The following is a 20,335-nucleotide window of genomic DNA, read 5'->3' as shown; positions in this document are numbered from 1 at the left end:
ATTGTGTCAAATGGAAAGGCGGTATTGTCAGTGGGAGAAAATTTGAATCTTTTAATTATCGGCGGTGATCAACGGTACTTGGAAGTCATTGATCAGTTGGCAGCTAAGGGAATTGATATTGATTTAGCTGGATTTGATCAAATGACCTTCTCTCACCCCGCTATCAACAACAAAAAATTGGATCAGGTTGATTTTGAATTAATTGATGCTATCTTGCTGCCATTGCATGGAACAAGTGCTGATGGGGAAGTTGATGCTGTCTATTCAGATGAACCTATGAATTTATCATTCGAGATGCTGAGGCAGACACCGAAGCATTGTGTTGTTTACACTGGAATTTCCAATGGCTATTTAGATGAAGCTGTGAATCAGGCTGGCAGAAGCCTTGTTCGTTTAACTGACCGTGATGACTTATCCATTTTAAATTCAATTCCAACAGCCGAAGCAACCTTAAAGATTGCGATAGAAGAAACGGATTATACCATCCATGGTTCTCAGGTGATGGTGCTGGGATTTGGGAGAACAGGTGTAACCTTGGCCAGACTATTCTCTGCTGTAGGTGCAAAAGTTAGCGTGGCTGCCAGAAAAGATTCCGATTTTGCACGAATCAGTGAAATGGGAATGTGCCCGGTTCATTTGGATCATCTGGCTGATTATATTTCTGAAACGGATATTTGTATTAATACGGTTCCTCATATGATTTTAGATACTGCAGTTCTTTCAAAAATGGAGAGCTCTTCTCTGATTATCGATATTGCTTCAAAGCCTGGGGGAACGGACTTCGCGTTTGCTCGTGAAAAAGGTTTAAAGGCTGTTCATGCCCTTGGGCTGCCTGGAAAAACTGCACCGAAGACAGCAGGGGAGATTGTAAGTGGGGTTCTATACAAGCTATTGACTTCCTGATAGCTTTCTAGTAGATTGTGCCTGCCACATTATGAAAAGTGTGCAGGCAATTTTAATTAAATAGAGGAAGGAACCCCTTAATTATAAGGCCGCTTGCTGATCAGTTGATCTATAACGCTTAGATAAAAAACACGGCAGAACAGATCATCATAATCTATTCTGCCGTGTTTTTGATTAGACAGAGATGGTTCCCATTATAAAGGCTATGATGACGAGAGCTATACTTATACCCCACATCCATAAGAAGGAATAGCGAATATGTTTGCCCATTTCCACACCTGCAAGTCCAATGGCAAGCCATAGTGCTGGCGAAAATGGGCTGACGAATGTTCCGACAATATTTCCAATAATCATGGCATATGCCATGGATATAGAAGGTATTCCAAACGTCACCCCAATTTGTTCTGCAACCGGAAGCAGTGCAAAGTAATAGGCATCTGTACTTAACAACAGATCAAACGGAACTCCCAAAATCCCTAAGATCAAATGAAGATAAGGTGCGATAAATGAAGGGAGTATATTGACCACATCTTCTGCAATCGAATTGAGCATACCCGTTCCGTTCAGTATTCCCAAAAAGGAGCCTGCTGCCAAGATGATGGTTGCCATCGTTAACGCATTTGGTGCATGCTTTTGAATTGTTTTATTCTGGTCATTTGCTTTTTTGAAATTAAGTGGAAGAGCAAGGCAGACCCCAATCATGAAAGCTAACCCAGCCGGGATGATTCCGGCAACCAGCACCCCAATGACTGCAACCGTCAATAGAACATTTAGCCAGTATTTCTTTGTTTTTGCAATTCCTGTCTTGCCGTTTCCCTGGCGGTCAAATAGAACTCCGTCCTCCTCTTCGAAGGCGATAGCATCTTCAATACTTCCATAACTCTCAATGATTCTTCGTTTTTCTCTCATTCCTAAAAAAACAGCTAGGGCAATCATTAAAACTATCCCAATGACTTGGATGGGAATCAGAGGTCTCCACAGTTCCGTGACATCTACATTCAAAACGGAAGCAGCACGTCCGAGTGGTCCTCCCCACGGAATCATGTTCATAATACTTGCACTGCCGCCGATTAATAAAAGAAGTAAATAAGGACTCATCTTCATTTGCCGGTAAATGGGCAATAATGCAGGAATCGTTATTAAAAATGTTGACGCGCCAGAACCGTCAAGTTGTGCTATCGCTGCAATTAGCACGGTACCGACACTTATTGTAATAACATTTCCATGGGTTACCGCTATCATTCTATCTATGATTGGATCAAACAATCCGGCATCTTGCATAATGCCAAAAAATAAAATAGCGAAAATAAACATAACAGCTACTTGAATAACAGATATGAGTCCATCACTGAAAAAATTGCCAACTTCCGTGATTTTAAATCCCGCTACGAGAGACCCAATAAGCGGGATGATTACTAGCGGGATGATTGGTGTCATTTTGCCCTGAATTAATATTAAGACAATGATCAAGATCGTAGCGAAGCCAATGATGCTTAGCATGCGTATACCCCTTCCTTTAGATAGCGTTTACATTTGTATTTTGAATCTATTTATCTTTTACAAATTAGCAAAAAAAGAAAAGGATATATATATTTGCTTCATTTATCGTTTAAAGATTTTTTTCTGCATTTTGTTCATATTGTTTTCGATAAATATACTGTCTTAAAGGTCTTCCAACACTGCCATAATGTAACATAGCTTCCGCTTGATTCGTTGATACTAAATATTCCATATATCGTCTGACAGTAGACCGGCTCATACCTAGCGATTCACTGATATCTGTAGCTGTCATAGCCTCATAAGTATCATCTTCAAGGAATCCGATAATTTCATGGAGTGTAAGCGGGTCGATTCCTTTCGGTAATTGGGATGGTTTTTTTTCTTGTGAGCTTGCCAATGAAGTCATGCGAAATAGCTTATTTACTTCTTCCTGATTGAATGATGCTGAACGGTTGATTTGATCTTGAAATGTTGCGTAGGAATATAAGGATTGACGGAACCGATGTTGATCCACCGGTTTTATAATAAAATCGAATGCACCTGCACGCCTTGTTTCGACAATCGTTCTTAGGTCATTTGCCGCTGTAACAACAATAATATCAATGGATGGAAAATGATTTCTTAAGCTATAAAACAGAGTTAATCCTTCCGTGTCCGGAATATAAATATCAAGTAATATTATATGTGGTAATTGTTCGGAATGACTCAAAAAGTTCTGGGCTTCTTCACTGGATTTGGCTATATGCTGAACATGGAACGATGGAATTTGTTCCACCAGATCTTTATGAATCCCGGCAATCCAAAAATCATCTTCGATGATAAGGACGTCTATTTTTTGTTCCATTTCTACATCTCCCTTTTTGGTATGACAAGTACAAACAGTGCACCACCAAGTTCGCTTCTCTCAAACATGATTTCACCGCCGACATCATGAAGCGCTTTTTTGCTTAATGCTAAGCCCATTCCTCTTCCAATTTCACTTTTAGTGGAATAGCCTTGATCAAATAACACTTTAGCTGCCTCCGGTGTGACACCGGGTCCAGAGTCTTCAACTTCAAAGTAGAGTTCCTTTCCTCTGTCAGAGAAATATATAGATATTTCCCGCATCTTCGATTGTGACAGTTTAATAGATTCAATGGCATTTTCAATAACATTTCCTAAACTCGTTAGTAAGGCCGTTCGCTTTCGACCGGTAAGAGGGTGCGCCAATAGGCTGTCTTCCTGAACCGTGAAAATTATTCCGGATTCGTTTGCCTGGTTATACTTTCCTTGCAACAATCCGTGCACTAAAGGGTCTGCTACACGGTCTGCGAGGAACGTAAGCCAATGACGTTGGGTTTCGCTCTCTTGTTTAATAAAGGCTTCCGCCTGCTCAACTTTATCCAACTGGATCAAACCTAAAATAGTATATAACTTATTGGAAAATTCATGGGCTTGTGCTCGTAAGGTATTTGCATATTGTTTCATTTGATGGAGTTCTTTTGTAAGGTGTTCAATGTCGGTTTTTCTCCGAAAGGTTGCTACTGCCCCAGTAAATTCTTCATTTTGTATCGGTATTCGGTTTACCAATACAACTGTGTCGCCGAGTAACATCTCCTTGTCCATTTCAATGTCTGTCGCTTTCATATGTTGAAATAAAAGATTGTAAGTTAATTGATCTACTTCCTTATTCGCTGTAAGCATCTGTTTTGCTGCTTTGTTGACCATTGTGGTTTCTCCGTGTTGATTGATGGCCACAATCCCTTCTTTGGTTGATTGTAAAATAGCTTCCTTCTGTAATAGTAATTCCGATATTTCTTCAGGTTCCATATGAAAGAGCAGACGTTTTATATAAGTGGAAATACCGATTGCACCGATTATTCCCAATATAAAGACGAGAGAGATATAGAACCAAATGGTATGTTTCTCTGCGTTAATAATAGCTTCCACATTTTCATTTAAAAAACCAACTGATACGACGCCAATAATTTGGCCATCTTTATTGATAATGGGTACTTTACCGCGTATAGCAGGACCTAAAGAGCCTGTTTGTTTGGTGATATATGATTCTCCATAATGAAGAGCCCGCTCATTATCGCCTCCCACCATTTTCTTGCCGATACGTTCCTTGACAGGGTGGGAGTAACGAATCCCATCTTTATTTCCGACCACAATATATTGTGCATGAGTAGCCTGTTGAATTGGGCTCACGATTTCCTGGATCTTACTGGTTGGATCATCCAGCTCAAAGGCTTTGATAATATCATCCATTTTCGCAACAGAGGAAGCAACACTAAGAGCTCTTTTGCCTATTTGATTTTCAATCGTCTTGGAAACTAGTTGATTTATTAATATACCTAGTACAAACAGAATGCATATAAGCAGAAAGCTAATCAACAAAATCATTTTAATATGTAAATTGAAAAATCGTCTTTTTTGGTTACGATTTGGAATTGCTTTAGTTGGTCTGGCCAAGTTGAAAACTCCTTCAGTGTTAAGGTCTGCTGATAATATAGCATTATAAAAATATATATCAAAAGGAAAATGTCATCCGGCGGCTCTATGCTTATATGAAGGAACAGAAGGGCGGTTAAAAAAGTGAGAAACGTTGGAAACGGAGAAAAGCCAGCTGAGTCGGACGGGATTGATTTGAATTTGGGCATATAGAACAAATCCAATTACATTGGCTAAGTGTTTTTTCACTAAAGAAGAGATTAATCAATTACTAGTTGAGTACAGGGTGAATTATTTTTAACCATACAATTTTTAACTTCATTCAGCAAAAGTTTCCTACTTCTGTAAGTGGTGAGATGAAGGTGTGTTGGTATTCCAGCTGAATAAAGTTAAAGCCCTTGGCGAATGTCACAGATTTACAGAGGAAATTTATCGAGCGGACCTCGATAATTACGCCAAGGCGCATTTGACGTTTATTTTTAAACAGGCAATCAATTTTCGAAAAATGGATATTTGTATCCCTTATATGATTTTGGAGACTGGCATTCTTTCAAAAATGGAGAATTCTTTCCTGATTATCCGGATGAATGGACTTCGTGTTTGCTCGAGAAAAAGGTTTGAAGGCTGTTCATGCCCTTGGGCTGCCCGGAAAAACTGCGCCGAAGACAGCAGGGGAGATTGTAAGTGGGGTTCTACACAAGATATTGATTTCCTGATAGTTTTCTTAGTAGATTGTGCCTGCCACATTATGAAATGTGTGCAGGCATTTTTTAAAACAGAAGCTCAAAGCTCCCAATACCGCCGAAGTAAATAAGAGAGCCATTTACAGTGAGGGTTTTTCCAAATGTTTTCCAGCAAACCCTTCACAATGGCAGCGTCGAGGGATGGCTCTACTAGGTGCTCTTTTAGTAAGATCAGTGATTCCTTTTCAATCGAATCGGTTATTTCTTCCATTATCTCTTCCATCATTTCAAGGAGTTGTTCTTTCGTTATCTCCTCGGTTGCTGGAGGCATCTGGGCCATCTCTTTTGTAACAAAGGGGATGGTCGTATGTTTCGCAAGCACATTTGTTTTCTCAACAAGCGATTGTGCTAGCAAGTCCAAATCAACCGGCATTTCACTGAATAAAAGAATTTGTGAATAAGTGTTCAAAAAACCTTTGATACAGTAGATCAAATCATATTTAATCTTTTCGATTTCCTCGCCATACAATCTTTCTACGATGGCTAAAATCCCTTCCTCGAGTGCTCTGTCAAAGGATTGCATTTTATTTACAAATTTTTCATCGAGTGTATGCATCTGTTCCTTAATAAAAATCTTAGCGAAGTCCGAATGTTGTTGAGAAGAATGAAACATTGCAAGATAAAAATCATATAAAAGCGTTTTAGTTTCTGAATTTTTGACCAGGTAGTCAATCTCTGATAAATCCTGCATTGAAAAATGATCAAACAACTCTAATATCAATTCGTCCTTAGATTTGAAGGAAAGGTAGAATGCTCCTTTAGAAATACCGCAATGTTCTGTTATTTGTTGGACAGACGTAGCTTTAAATCCCTGATCTGCAAAAAGCTCCAATGCCTTTTCCATAATTAATTGTTTTTTTGCCATGTTATTGCTCGCTCCTAGGATATTCATTGACAAATGACCAATCGGTCATTATTATAAGGAACTGTAAGGAAAAAGTCAATTTGAGGCAGGTGTAATTGTGAACGGATTAGTTAATTTTGTGTTAAAGAATAAACTTGCAGTATGGCTTCTTACCATCATCATTACAGTTTCTGGGATTTATTCAGGAACTCGGATGAAAACGGAGACGATTCCGGATATTTCCATTCCTTTCTTAATGGTGACAGGTGTATATCCTGGAGCAACTCCTGAACAAGTGATGGAAGATGTTTCCATGCCAATAGAAAAAGCGGTAGAAGGCCTTGACCATGTAAAAGCAGTTTACTCAAATTCATATTCCAATATGTCGAGTATTCAAGTGGAGTATGAATATGGAATCGATATGGACGAGGCGAAAAGGGAATTAAATTCAGCTTTGGATAATGTTGAATTGCCGGAGGGGGCAGAGGAGCCGACAACATCAGCTATCAGCATGAACATGATGCCGGTTATTGCCCTTAGTGTAAGCAGCTCAAAAGAAGACATTGTTGAACTAACGTCGACAGTGGATGAAAGTTTGCTGCCGAAAATCGAAAAACTTGATGGTGTGGCATCAGCTACCATCACTGGTCAGCACATTGAAGAAGTAGATCTCACGTACAACAAAGCGAAGATGGAAAAATTGGATTTGACAGAAGATAAAGTCAAAGAAATGATCCAAGCGAGTAACATGGACGTTTCATTAGGGCTTTATGAGTTTAAAGAGGGAGAGCAAGCAGTTTCGGTTGATGGGAAATTCATGACTGTCAAGGAATTGAAGGATATGTTAATTCCTATCACTCCGACTGCCGACAATCCATCACCATTTGTGAAGCTTGGTGATATTGCGAAGATCAAGACGGTCGGAAAAGTTGAATCGGTTTCCCGTACAAACGGAAAAGATGCGATAGCGATTCAGATTGTCAAAGACCAGCAGGCGAACACAGTTGATGTTGTAAATAAAGTGAAGAAATTAATCAAGGAAGAAAAGTCGAAGTATGATGCTCTTTCCATTGACGTCACGCTTGACCAAGGAGAGCCGATTGAGGATTCTGTGGCAACGATGATTGAAAAAGCGTTGTTCGGCGGATTGATTGCTATATTAATCATCCTTCTTTTCCTCCGAGACTTTAAATCAACACTCATTTCGATTATATCGATTCCAGTATCTATTTTCATGGCATTACTGCTATTGAACTGGATGGATATTACGTTGAATATTATGACGCTTGGTGCGGTTACGGTAGCGATCGGTCGGGTTATTGATGATTCGATTGTTGTTGTTGAAAATATTTACCGGCGCCTGCATTTAAAAGAGGAAAAACTGAACGGTCGTGCTCTTATACGTGAAGCGACCATTGAAATGTTCAAACCAATTATGTCCTCTACATTAGTAACAGTTGCCGTATTTGCGCCGATGATTTTTGTTGGTGGTATGGTCGGTGAATTGTTCATGCCATTTGCTTTGACAATGGCGTTTGCTCTCGGTGCTTCGTTGCTTGTAGCAATCACCATTGTGCCTGCCCTTTCACATTTCTTGTTTAAAAAGAAATTATATGGTGAGAAAACTAAGAAAAGCCATAAGGGGCCGGGCAAACTAGCAAACTGGTATAAAAGCTCTCTTAATAAAGTGCTTAACCACAAAATCATTGCGTCAGTACTTGCGATTGCTTTATTAGTAGGAAGTTTGGCGTTGACGCCACTCATCGGTTTTAGCTTCTTAGGCAGTGACGAAGAAAAGGTAATGTATTTAACGTACACGCCAAAAGCAGGGGAACTGAAAGAAGACACGCTGGAAAATGTTAAAGCTGTTGAAGATAAAATGCTGAAACGTGATGACATTGACATTGTTCAAGTGTCCATCACAGAAGCTGGGGATCCTTCCGCAGTAATGATGGGCGGCGGCTCAGGCGGTGCCTTAATGTACTTGATTTTTGACCCGGATATGGAAAACTTCTCGGAAGTAAGGGAAAAAGTAGAGAAATATGTAACGACACTTGATCAATCAGGAACATGGAAAAGTCAGGACTTCTCATCAATGTCTGGCTCTACCAATGAAGTCAGTTACACCCTCTACAGCGAAAATTTAGATAAACTGAATGAATCGGTACAGCAGGTAGAAGACATTATGAAGGACAACGATGGGTTGAAAGATGTTTCTGCCAGCTCCGAGGGAACTTTTGTCAAATATACGTTCCGAGTTGAACAGGCTGAATTGCTGAAAAAAGGTTTGACAACAGGTCAGATTGTAATGATGTTAAACCCTCAAAATACAAAAGATGTATTAACGACGGTAGAAAAAGACGGAGACACTTTAGATGTCGTTGTTCAACAAGAACAAGCGGCTCAGCCGGAAACTGTGGATGAGCTTTTGGATAAGAAAATTCCAACGGCAACGGGTGATACAGTACCGCTTGCAGATCTTGTCAAAGTGAAAAAAGGATCTACGTACAATACACTCGACCGCAGTAAAGGTGAATACTATGCTACGATTTCAGGGACAGTTAAAGGCGATGATATTTCCAAAGTAACTTCCCAGATTGGTAAAAAGGTAGATAAGCTGGATCTGCCAAAAGGCGTAACAGTCGATATTGCCGGTGTACAGGCAGACATGGATGAAACATTTACTCAGTTGGGCATGGCTATGTTAGCTGCGATTGCTATCGTATACTTCATCCTTGTTGTCACTTTCCATGAAGGTGTGGCGCCATTTGCTATTTTGTTCTCACTACCATTTACTGTTATTGGAGCTTTTGTCGGCTTATATCTAGCTGGTGAGACGATCTCGGTCTCTGTGATGATGGGGCTACTGATGCTCATCGGTATTGTTGTGACGAACGCCATTGTTTTGGTCGACCGGATTGTCCGTATGGAACGATCTGGATTGGAAATGCGTCAGGCTGTATTGGAAGCTGGAGCAACGCGTCTCCGCCCAATCCTGATGACCGCAATTGCTACCATTGGGGCGTTAATCCCATTGGCACTAGGCAATGGCGGCGGAGGCTTGATTTCAAAAGGTCTTGGAATCACGGTCATAGGCGGTTTGGCAAGCTCTACCTTATTAACTTTAATTGTTGTACCAATTGTATATGAAGTCTTGTCTAAACTATTTAAGAAAAACCGCAAAGAAATAGAAGAGAATTAATGAAATTAAGAGTACCTTGACTAAGAAGGGGGCTGTTCAGAAAGTCAGTGAAAACTGATTTTCTGCAACAGCCCCCTTTTGATAAATGAGGCACTATCATCAAAATTTTTATTTACCATTATGATCATTTATGGATTGATCAATCAGATTCGTTAAAGCTTCAACCCCTTTTGGTTCCAGATGGACACCGTCCGCTGTAAAGTATTCTGGATGATTAATAGCCGTAGAATACCAATCTACCATTGTAATATTGTCATTGTCCCTTGCCTTCTCATATAACGCATCGTTTACTTTGCTTTCCCATGGACGTGGGACACGTACAGTTATTAAATAAATATGAGCATCCGAGAAAGCATTAAGCAATGTATCAATTTGACTGGTGGAAAAATATCCATTTGTCCCCAGCTGAATAATGACGGCTTTATCTGGGTGATTAAACGCTGCGTAACCGGGCGCCAAATTAGCGGCTTGTGACACTTGTCTTCCAACTTTTGCATCAATCGTAATGGTGGGGTAAATTTTATGTAAACTTGGAGCAATATCTATCATGACTGAATCTCCAATGCCTAGTATTCCTGTATAAGCTTTATTTGCTGTTAAGTTTTCCTCTTTCTTAGGCTCATTGCTCTGTTCAATTTTGGGTGCTGATTTTTTCTCGCTACTTTGGTCAGCGGAATCTTTCTCCAATGTATGGCTTCCCTGCTTAGAAACTTTTTTGCTGGAAGGTCGATCATCATTTATTTTTACTTGAGCCGGATAGGACTTTATTGACTCTTTCTTCTCTTCGCCTTTTACCACACCAGTTATACCAGCAGTAAACATCAAAAGGATTAATGGAATCAGTACAGTTGAAACTTTTCTAGCTAAAGGAAAGCTTCTCCAATTGATTATGTTAATCGCAAGGTATTGCCTAAAGAAGGGACGGAATCCATTTTTTCGAATGGGGGTTTCAATAAAACGATATGAAAACTCAGCTATGATCAATATGATGGCTAATTGTAAACCAACACGCCAAAATACGGGCTTCCCTATTTCTTGAACAGGGGTGCCCAATACCGTCACAGGGTAATGCCAGATGTAGATTCCATATGATCTTGAACCAATCCAACGGAGAGGTTTCCAAGAAAGTAAATTCCCTAAAAAACTAGCTGGATGACACACACAGGCGATTAGAATGGCTGCATTTATACATACGAGTAACAGTCCTCCTCGATATAAAAACACTTGGTACTCGTCCACCAAAAAAATACAAATGATAAAGATACCAAAAGCAATCATACTTGTGATATTTAGCGTATTGCTAAGCCCTGCAGAGAGTTTTTTGGACGAGAGTCTTTTCATTGGCCAAATAAGGGCAAGTGAACAGCCGATTAGCAGTTCGAATAAACGGGTATCTGTCCCATAATAGACGCGACTAGGATCAGTTCCAGGGTGATATAATATGCTCATTAAAATTGCAGAACTTAAAGCTACGAGAAAGACGGCAATAGAAAGCTTACTCCGATTTTTAAATATAGATAGTCCAACAGTCAATGCAATGGGCCAAATGAAATAAAATTGTTCTTCAATTGCCAGTGACCATAAATTTTTCAAAGGTGAAGGGGAGCCAAAAATATCAAAATAGGAAAGCTTATGAAAAATGAACCACCAATTGCTTGTATAAAAAATCGAAGATATGGCATCTCCGCGTACAGTATTAAGAAGCTCCCGGTTAAATAACATCACCCAAACGAGAACAGTCATAATCATGAAATAGGCAGCTGGAAGTAAACGGCGAATCCGTTCAAACCAAAATTCTCGCAAGTTTAATGTTAAGTGATTTCCTTGTATCGGTAGAATCGTAGATGTTATTAAATAACCGGATAAAACAAAGAAAATATCGACCCCAAGGAATCCTCCTTTAGCCCAACTGAAGTTAAAATGATAAGCTATGACAGTTAGTACTGCTAAAGCTCGGAGTCCATCTAATCCGGGGATATAACGGCGGTTTGGTGTCTTGCTTAACATAAAAATTCCTCCAATTAACTGTACAACTTCATGTTGATGGAGATGTTTCGAACCTTCGCTTCATCAATAGGACTGTTCTAATTGAAACGAATTTGAAAAAGTGACTTCTCCAGTTAATAGACGTCTCTATCTGATCATTTTGTTTCATGGAAAAAGAGAAAATTTAGGCCAAACTTTTTTATTTTTTTGAACGTCTAATGTTTAAAGGGCTGGGAGATACATTTAAATCTGTTACAAAAATACATTGAAAGGAGGACTGGCTCTTTACCCGCATGGACTATCGATGCGGAATATCTGTAATATAAACAAACGCCCTTTCTTCCATACAGAAAGGGCGTTTGTTTATAGAGTGCTCATGTCCCGGTTTTAGTGAATGTATCTGTCTCCAACGAGCATGTCTGAAATCACTTCTGTTGGAATTTTAAACTCAACAGCTCCCATATATCCCGGGGCCACTTCATATTCATCGAATGAAATCACTAATTTATAATCGTCAGTAATATAAAACTGTTGATTTGGATCAATTTTAGTAAAAGTCTCCTCAGGCATGTCTTCATCTGTTATAAAATAAGCTTTATTAGGGTCATCCTTCATCTGCTGTTTCATCTGTTCTTTAATGTTTTCGCTGATGACATTGACATACTGATTATTTTTAAACAAACTCTTCAGAGTGATTAGCACATGGTTCTCTTTATCAATGGAAACATACTGATCTTGAATATATCCCGATGCTTGTGTTCTTTGAGTGGTACGGCGAATAGATAAAATAACGGGCGTATCCGTTACCTTTTCATAATCACTATCAATTGAAAAATGTCCCTTTTTAGAGGCTGATGAATGTGTGAATTCTTCATACAGCTTTTTGCTTTCTTCTATATACTTTTTATTTAGATTGGACTCAAGTGATTTATTGTCAAGACCTGTAACGGCTGGAGTTTTAACATTAATGCTGGAATTGTCCTTTTCTTCCTTGAACTCGTGGAACGTGATTACTTCTATGATCTTTTTGACAAAAGGAACTTTAGACATAGCGTTTGCTGCGTCCGGACTAAAGTTTACTGTTGCAATGAATAATAGAGCTGCAGCAGTTACACCTGCTGGCCATATATATAAAGGTTTCCTTTTTTTCTTTTTCTGAAGTGCTTTAGTAACAACAGCATCTAACTCTTTTGGAATGGGTATATCTTTATATGCTTCTCTTAAAGTCTCTAATTTTTTATCCATTATATGAAATCCTCCTCCGTAATTGAAATGCGCAGCAACTTTAATCCCCTGTAAAGTCGTGTTTTCACTGTGTTAATGTTTTCATCTACAATTTCCGCAATTTCCTCTAATTTTAAATCCTCAAAGAAGCGCAGAATGATAACGGTTTTATATGGAAGTGGCAATTCATCTAAAGCGTTATGAAGATCGATATCCTTGTATGCATCTTCTTTTCCAGCACTTAAAAACTCAATGGTTTGATCGTCGGCTAACGTCAATTTCTTTTGTTTTCTTAAAAAGTCGATTGCCGTCCGAACGACTATTTTATAAAACCAACTTTTTATGGATTCAGGATCTTTGATTGTCTCAATGGAAACAAGCGCCTTTTTAATCGACTCTTGAACGATATCTAATGCATCTTCTTTATTTTTCACATAACTGAATGCTAAACGATAGAAATCTTCTTTATGATCATTAATACAATTGACGAATAGTTCATGCGCATCATTTTTCTTCATTTACCTTCAAAGAGCTCCTTTTTAGAAATACATTTTATAAACTGTTACAAATTATAGACGAACAAGTGTTATAAAAAAGTTTGCTTAGAAGAAGATTTTTTATCCTAAAAAGTCGGTTAATATGTTCGTTAGGAAGGTCTACTCCAAGATCGAAATAAATGGTATAATCAAATCGTAATGATTACGATTTTCATTAAGGAGAGTGGAAGATGAGCTTCAACGGCTTTTATAAATAAATAGTGCTTAATCATGCAACATACTGAAGAAATCTCAGAGAATTAGATTCTCTATAAGATTCAACATGCGGGGATGTTATGACGCTATACGCTTGATCTTTCCTATATAGGTGAGGGGTGCATTATTAGTATGGCTTTTTCCTCCATGTTTACAGCGAGCGGAAAGAGCTGCTCCCTAATAGAGTTGGAAGAACTGAATCCTACAAGGTATAATGGCGCGTTAATGCTGTGGCAAGCATTTCAAAAATGAACTTCATTCAGCAGATGTCTCCCACTTCAGTAAGGTGAGATGAATGCATATGTATTACGCCAAGGCGCATTTGATTACAACAAAGGATGCATCACCCTTTATGTCTGAGAATGAAAATAAGGGTCATAATAATAAATAAATCGTAATGATTACGATTTTCAATAATAAAAAGGAGTGGTTATATGCATGGACTTGCATCATCTAAAATTCCTGTCACTATTTTAACAGGTTACTTAGGGGCTGGGAAAACTACGTTGTTGAATAGAATTGTAACGGAGAGGCATCAACAAAAAATGGCCATTATTATGAACGAATTTGGGGAGGTCGGGATTGATAATCAGCTTGTAGTAAATTCAGAAGAGGAAATGATAGAGATGAACAATGGCTGTATTTGCTGCAAGGTAAGAGGGGATTTAATAAAAATTTTGCGTAGCTTGGTATTTTCCATAGAACAGGGAAAAGTTCGTTTTGACAGGGTTCTTATTGAAACAACGGGACTGGCAGATCCGGCCCCGGTGGCACAGACTTTTTTTATGGATCGTGAACTTTCCGAGAAATTTGAAGTCGACAGTATTGTAACAGTAGTGGACTGTAGACATGTATCCCGTCATTTGGATGATAAAGATGAAGCACAGGAACAAATCGCTTTCGCAGATGTTGTAGTTATGAACAAATTGGACTTATTAAAAAGGGATGAGTTACTGCCTTTAGAGAAACGAGTTTCCGGGATCAACCCAACAGCCAAAATACTCTACGCAGAAAACTGTAAATTGGATTTAAATGAGGTATTAGGTATTAAATCGTTTGAGTTGAACCATAAGCTTGATCTTCATCCACACTTATTGGAAGAATACCACCATCATCATCATCATGACGACAAGATTTCTTCTGTTTCGTTTGTGGAGGAACGCCCTTTGGATCGAAGTAAGCTAAATCGTTGGATGAGTTATCTAATACAAGAAAAAGGGGAAGATCTTTTAAGGTATAAAGGTATTTTATATGTTGACGGTGTGGAAGAACGGGTTGTATTTCAGGGATTGCATATGCTCTTTGCCGGAAAGCCAGACCGAAAGTGGAGAGAAGAGGAAGTTAAGCGCAGTCAGCTTGTTTTTATTGGAAAGAATTTAGACAAGAAGGAATTGAAGAGGCAGTTTAGAGCTTGTTTAGCATAAAAATGCTTTCGTAGGAAAAAGAGAGAGGAGATCAATTGGAATGATCCTTTCAGGAAAAACAATAAATAGCAAAATCAAGAAAGGGGATCTAATCATAGATCCGTTTGATAAAATCAGTGTTCAGCCGGCGTCGATTGATTTGAGAATCGGAAGCCATTTTCTGGCCATCGATGAAAATCAAAATTCTTTTCTAACTTTGGATAAACAAGCAAGATATCGGGATATCCATGTTGAAAAGGAAGGCTCCATCATTATTCAGCCTCAGTCCTTTTTACTCGCGACAACAGTAGAGTACATAGAGTTACCACCATCATTGACAGCCTTTGTAGAAGGGAGAAGCTCTATTGGCCGGCTGGGTTTATTCATTCAGAATGCAGGTTGGGTAGATCCTGGGTTCAAAGGTCATATAACACTTGAGCTTTTTAATGCAAATCAGGCTCCTATAAAATTAGCGGTTGGGAGAAGGGTCTGCCAGCTTGTGATAGCAGAGGTTGATCAAGAGGCAAAACCGTATATAGGAAAATACAAAGGGCAGCAGAAGGCAACGGCGAGCAGAGTCTACTTGGATAGCGAAATCCTCTCTTGATACGATGTTTTTATAAAATCAGAAAGAGGCAGGCGATCGTTTCACGGGTGCATCTTTATCTGGGAAGGGTATAATACATGGACACCCGCAGACATTAAAAGAATCCATTAGTTTAACTTTTTACCAATTGGAAGAAAGGAGATACCATGACTAAAGAAACGGGATGGAACTTTGACAATAGTTATGCTCGCCTGCCGAAAATGTTTTTTTCTAGCATTAATCCAACTCCTGTAAAATCACCGGAATTAATCATATTGAATAATCCATTGGCGGAATCGCTGGGGGTGGACCCGGAATGGCTAAAGGGTGAAGACCGCTCGGCAGTGTTTGCAGGGAATGAAATTTTGGAAGGGGCAGAGCCGCTGGCTCAAGCTTATGCGGGACATCAATTTGGGCATTTTACCATGTTGGGTGATGGCCGCGCGGTGCTGCTAGGAGAACAGATCACACGTGAAGGGGAAAGGTTCGATATTCAGTTAAAGGGTGCTGGGCGGACGCCATATTCCCGCGGCGGCGACGGAAGAGCAGCACTCGGGCCGATGCTTCGCGAATATATCATCAGTGAGGCTATGTACGCATTGGGGATTCCCACAACCCGAAGTTTGGCAGTTGTGACAACAGGGGAGCCGGTATTGCGGGAAACAAAGCTTGAAGGGGCTATTTTGACACGCGTGGCTGCCAGCCATCTGCGCGTCGGGACTTTTGAATATGCTGTTAGATGGGGCGGCGTTGAAAAGCTTCAAATATTGGCTGACTATGCCATCCAACGCCATTATCCAGAGATTAATGATGACGAAAACAAATACCTTTCTTTTCTTCAAGAAGTGATTAAACGTCAGGCCGCGCTTATCGCGAAATGGCAGCTTGTCGGTTTTATTCACGGAGTCATGAATACCGATAATATGGCTATCAGTGGAGAAACAATTGATTATGGTCCTTGCGCTTTCATGGATACTTACGATCCGGAAACAGTATTTAGCTCGATTGATCATCAAGGCCGTTATGCTTACGAAAATCAGCCTTTGATTGGCGGCTGGAATCTAGCGCGGTTTGCTGAAACTTTACTGCCGCTACTGCATGATGACAAGGAAGAAGCAGTCAAATTAGCACAGGAAAAGGTTTCTGGTTTTAATGAGATATTTCAATCCCACTGGCTTGCAGGAATGAGAATGAAGCTGGGGTTATTCAAGAAAAAGGAAAAAGACGAGGAACTGATCCATGGTCTACTCAGCCTGATGAAAAAGCATCGTGCTGACTATACGAATACTTTTAGGACTTTAACCCGTGATCAATTGGATGCAACAACTGATCTTTTTAAATCTGCGGATTTCATTCAATGGGAGCAGCGTTGGAAAGAAAGGTTGGCACAGCAAGAGGAATCGAAAGTTGCTTCATATGAATTGATGAGAAAAAGCAATCCCGCGTTCATCCCTCGAAACCATCGGGTGGAAGAGGCGCTGGAAGCGGCGGTCGAACAAGGAGATCTAAGTGTAACAGCTCGTCTGTTGGATGTGCTGTCCAGCCCTTATGAATATTCAGTGGAAAAGGCCGAATATACAAAAGTGCTGGAAACAAACATCCCCTACCAAACCTTCTGTGGAACATAAAGGGGGTCAGACCCCTTTCTTTCAGTGACGCGTTAATACACTGGGGGTCAGACCCCTTATTTTTTTCTCATAATGAAGCTCATATGCCTTCCAGCATTTTTGTCCTGGCGATAGGAAAAGCCTTCCGGACTCAAATAGGTGCAGGTACGGTCCACGGCAATCTGTTTTTCTGGTATTCCCGCTAGTTCACATTGCTTTTTCACCGTTAATTGATTATCAATATGGTATTTCCGAGTTTGCTCGTTATAGTGAATAAAGTCATCAGCATAGCCTAGATTCTTGAATTTTACATACACATCTTCATCGACTTCAAATTTCTCCTGACTTAATGCTGCCCCCATTTGGATATGAAAATCTTTCGGCTCACATTTTTCAACTTCTATTAAGTGCTGAAATAATTTTGAAGTGATCTCTTTGACGGTGCCTTGCCATCCTGAGTGGATGGCACCAATGAGTCCCTTCGCTTCATTATAAAAAATCACTGGCACGCAATCCGCTGTAAAACTGCACAATACCAAATTCGGTTCATATGTGTATAGGGCATCTGTATGAGCGATGGCTGTGTCCAACTGTCTAGCCCCGTGTCCTTTTTCAGCAAGCGTCACCTTGTAAAAATTTGAGGAATGAGTTTGATTGGCACAAACGAAATCATCCAATTCGCAATCTAGGAATTTAGCCAGCTTTTTTCGGTTTTCCAGTACATGAGCAGCGCTATTACATACGTGTAAAGCCATGTTATTTTCTTCAAATTCTCTAGGGTCCCTCATGGTCATTCCCATTAAAAACTTCTCAGTATCCATGTATAGTTTGGTTTTCATATCATCACCTGTTTTTAATATATGTGAATAATCAATTGTTGTATAGAGGGGTGCTATCATGATTGATGTTTTATTTTTTCCAAATGTGCTTATCAACATCATGAAATCCATGTAAAATATGGGTAACGCTACCAGACTTTTATATGATTGATAGAATTGTTTTTAACTTTATGATTGGAGACTGGACAAATGGTAAGGGAACAGACGAGTTATTCTCGCCTTGCACATATAACAAAAATCATCAATACCACATCAAATCTGCAAGAAGTGCTAGAGTATGTCATTAAGGCTATATCAGAAGAAATTGTTCAATGCAACGCAGTCGGGATATTTTTGCCTCACGAAGATGGAACCTTTAAGGGGTTTGCAGGAAAGCCTGAAACAATCAATGGCGTAACGATCGATACCCTGATTATTGATCCCAAAAAGGATTTGCTGGTTAAAGAGTTGATTGAATCGAAAAAAGCGATTTATATTCCTGATACATCAAAGGACGATAGGCCTAATCCAAAAGCGGTCAACGATTTTAAAATCAAATCTTTGCTCGCGCTGCCCATATCCTTTGAACAGGAGCTATTTGGCTTCATATTTTTATTTGATTATGGAGCTCCGATGAACTTAACTGGTTTGGCTATTAAAAGTGTCGAAGCCTATGTTAACATTGCTGCCATCGCCATTCAAAATGCAAAACATCTCAAGCAGAAGGAGGACCTGCTTGCCGAAAATCAGTTGATGTTGGGCATGCTAAGGGACTTAACAAAATGTTCTTCTATGGGGGAATGTCTAGATATCTGCTATTCATATTTGGAAAAAATTCTAGGCAGCCATACGATTATTAATGCATGCCTTTTTGATTCACAGGACAGAAAAATCAATCCTGTGATACCGAGCAACAAGGAGACCGAAATTAATTGCAATTGTATGAAACAAAGATTCGAAGGAATTATTCAAGATGTGATTCGTACGAATAAAACGATCTATATTCTAGATATTATCAAAGACGAAAGAATTCAGCCTGAAAGCTGTCAAGGCTTTTGTATCAAATCATTGCTGGTGATTCCCTTTGTTTCACTGGGGGAAGTGTTGGGAGCTATTGTTGTAGCTAATCGAGAGCACAAGCCTGAAAACATTGACCGATTTATCCAGTTAGCTCAATCTATTGTTGATGCAACCGCCCCGGTCTTCTCGAATCTGCGACATCTAGGACGGCTTGAAGAAATAGTTGAGGAAAGAACGAAAGAACTGGCTAAGGCCAATGAGAAAGTAGTCAGCGTAATCGAAGGAATTACGGGCGGTTTTTTTGCACTGGGACAGGATTGGAAAATTACTTACATCAACCAGCATCAATTTTTACCACGAAATAAAACGGCAAAGGATGTGCTTGGAAAAAACATATGGGAGGTCTTTCCGGAAATAGTCGGAACTGTAATGTATAGGGAGCTCCACCGGGCGATGTCCGAGCGGCTTGCTGTACAATTTGAGCTCTGCTCTGTTTTTGAAGACCGCTGGCACGAAATCGTTGCCTACCCTTATGAAGATGGAATCTGTTGCCTCTTTAAAAATATTACAGAAAAAAAGAAATTTGAGAGCGAATTCAAACGCTTATCGAGCTTGGATCTAATCGGACAAATGGCCGCAGGAATCAGTCATGAAATCAGAAATCCGATGGCAACTGTGCGAGGTTTCCTGCAATTGTTAAAGTTGGATAATGATCTTGGAAAGCAGGAACATTACTTTGACATTATGATCGAAGAGCTTGACCGTGCGAACTCAATCATTACGGAATTTCTGTCGATGGGAAATACCAAGACTTCCGATATGGAACTCCGTGATTTAAATGCCATCATTATTGACATGACTCCTCTAATGGAGGTTGATGCGGTTACTCAAAATAAAATGATTGAAGTGCAAACGGAAGATGTTCCGCAATTGCTTTTAAATCATAACGAGATACGACAATTAGTTATGAATATATACAGAAATGGACTCGAAGCGATGGAAGAGGGGGAAACTCTCTTGATCAGAACTTTCAAAGAAGACAATTCTGTTGTTCTTGCTGTTCGCGATCAAGGAAAGGGCATTAGTTCTGAGGTCATGGAAAAACTAGGAACCCCATTCTTCACGACTAAAGATAATGGGACTGGCTTGGGACTAGGTGTGTGCTACGCCATAGCTGCCCGTCATAGTGCAAAGATTGAGATTGAGACAGGTGAGAGTGGCACGACGTTTTTTGTTAAATTTAATTTCGAACAAGCCCTTAATGAAAGCGTTCATGTTTCGGAGGAAAATTAGGAATTTGAAAGGAAGGGAAAA

At 39.7% G+C, this 20,335-nt stretch carries 14 protein-coding genes; 6 read left to right on the top strand and 8 right to left on the bottom strand.

Translation table 11 applies throughout. The features are described 5' to 3' along the window. Nucleotides 1-3: 3 nt before the first annotated feature. Nucleotides 4-903 carry a dipicolinate synthase subunit DpsA gene (dpsA, locus tag H9631_RS14565; protein WP_404801747.1) on the top strand — a complete coding sequence of 300 codons (900 nt, stop codon included), beginning with the start codon at nt 4-6 and terminating at the stop codon, nt 901-903. Nucleotides 904-1,077: 174 nt separating this feature from the next. On the opposite strand, the gene H9631_RS14560 is transcribed toward dpsA, so the two are convergent. The 4 genes from H9631_RS14560 to H9631_RS14545 form a co-directional block, all read right to left on the bottom strand. Next, nucleotides 1,078-2,403, bottom strand: coding sequence for a CitMHS family transporter (locus tag H9631_RS14560; protein ID WP_191814009.1), 1,326 nt, complete (start codon nt 2,401-2,403; stop codon nt 1,078-1,080). A gap of 109 nt (nt 2,404-2,512) precedes the next feature. Next, nucleotides 2,513-3,247, bottom strand: coding sequence for a response regulator (locus tag H9631_RS14555; RefSeq protein ID WP_191814007.1), 735 nt, complete (start codon nt 3,245-3,247; stop codon nt 2,513-2,515). 2 nt (nt 3,248-3,249) lie between these two features. Beyond that, nucleotides 3,250-4,857 (bottom strand): ATP-binding protein, encoded by a 1,608-nt coding sequence (locus tag H9631_RS14550; RefSeq protein ID WP_225221058.1) that lies wholly within the window; start codon nt 4,855-4,857, stop codon nt 3,250-3,252. Nucleotides 4,858-5,619: 762 nt separating this feature from the next. Further along, nucleotides 5,620-6,444 (bottom strand): TetR/AcrR family transcriptional regulator, encoded by an 825-nt coding sequence (locus H9631_RS14545; RefSeq protein WP_191814005.1) that lies wholly within the window; start codon nt 6,442-6,444, stop codon nt 5,620-5,622. Between the two features lie 97 nt (nt 6,445-6,541). Between H9631_RS14545 and H9631_RS14540 the strand changes: the two genes are divergently transcribed. Then, entirely contained in the window at nt 6,542-9,625 is a 3,084-nt protein-coding gene (locus H9631_RS14540) for an efflux RND transporter permease subunit (RefSeq protein WP_191814003.1), read from the top strand. Between the two features lie 108 nt (nt 9,626-9,733). On the opposite strand, the gene H9631_RS14535 is transcribed toward H9631_RS14540, so the two are convergent. From H9631_RS14535 to H9631_RS14525, 3 genes are all read right to left on the bottom strand, one after another. Further along, nucleotides 9,734-11,632, bottom strand: coding sequence for an acyltransferase family protein (locus H9631_RS14535; protein ID WP_191814002.1), 1,899 nt, complete (start codon nt 11,630-11,632; stop codon nt 9,734-9,736). A 366-nt stretch (nt 11,633-11,998) separates the two neighbouring features. After that, nucleotides 11,999-12,856 (bottom strand): DUF3298 and DUF4163 domain-containing protein, encoded by an 858-nt coding sequence (locus H9631_RS14530; RefSeq protein ID WP_191814000.1) that lies wholly within the window; start codon nt 12,854-12,856, stop codon nt 11,999-12,001. After that, nucleotides 12,856-13,353 carry an RNA polymerase sigma factor gene (locus H9631_RS14525; RefSeq protein ID WP_191813998.1) on the bottom strand — a complete coding sequence of 166 codons (498 nt, stop codon included), beginning with the start codon at nt 13,351-13,353 and terminating at the stop codon, nt 12,856-12,858. Before H9631_RS14525 ends, H9631_RS14530 begins: the two co-directional genes overlap by 1 nt. A 668-nt stretch (nt 13,354-14,021) precedes the next feature. Between H9631_RS14525 and H9631_RS14520 the strand changes: the two genes are divergently transcribed. From H9631_RS14520 to H9631_RS14510, 3 genes are all read left to right on the top strand, one after another. Then, nucleotides 14,022-15,011 (top strand): CobW family GTP-binding protein, encoded by a 990-nt coding sequence (locus H9631_RS14520; RefSeq protein WP_191813996.1) that lies wholly within the window; start codon nt 14,022-14,024, stop codon nt 15,009-15,011. Between the two features lie 40 nt (nt 15,012-15,051). Beyond that, nucleotides 15,052-15,597 carry a dCTP deaminase gene (gene dcd / locus H9631_RS14515; protein ID WP_191813994.1) on the top strand — a complete coding sequence of 182 codons (546 nt, stop codon included), beginning with the start codon at nt 15,052-15,054 and terminating at the stop codon, nt 15,595-15,597. Between the two features lie 146 nt (nt 15,598-15,743). Then, nucleotides 15,744-17,204: a protein adenylyltransferase SelO gene (locus tag H9631_RS14510; protein WP_191813992.1), complete on the top strand. Its 1,461-nt coding sequence runs from the start codon at nt 15,744-15,746 to the stop codon at nt 17,202-17,204. A 56-nt stretch (nt 17,205-17,260) separates the two neighbouring features. Here H9631_RS14510 and pgeF read toward each other — a convergent pair whose 3' ends face one another. Continuing rightward, entirely contained in the window at nt 17,261-18,022 is a 762-nt protein-coding gene (pgeF, locus tag H9631_RS14505; protein ID WP_191813991.1) for a peptidoglycan editing factor PgeF, read from the bottom strand. A 189-nt stretch (nt 18,023-18,211) separates the two neighbouring features. Between pgeF and H9631_RS14500 the strand changes: the two genes are divergently transcribed. Then, entirely contained in the window at nt 18,212-20,314 is a 2,103-nt protein-coding gene (locus H9631_RS14500) for a GAF domain-containing protein (protein ID WP_191813989.1), read from the top strand. Nucleotides 20,315-20,335: the final 21 nt, after the last annotated feature.

It is taken from the genome of Bacillus norwichensis (assembly GCF_014836955.1).
GTDB classification, from domain to species: Bacteria; Bacillota; Bacilli; order Bacillales; family Bacillaceae_C; genus Siminovitchia; species Siminovitchia norwichensis.
The sequence above is the reverse complement of the archived record's forward strand: the minus strand, read 5'-3'. Positions and strand labels throughout refer to the sequence as shown.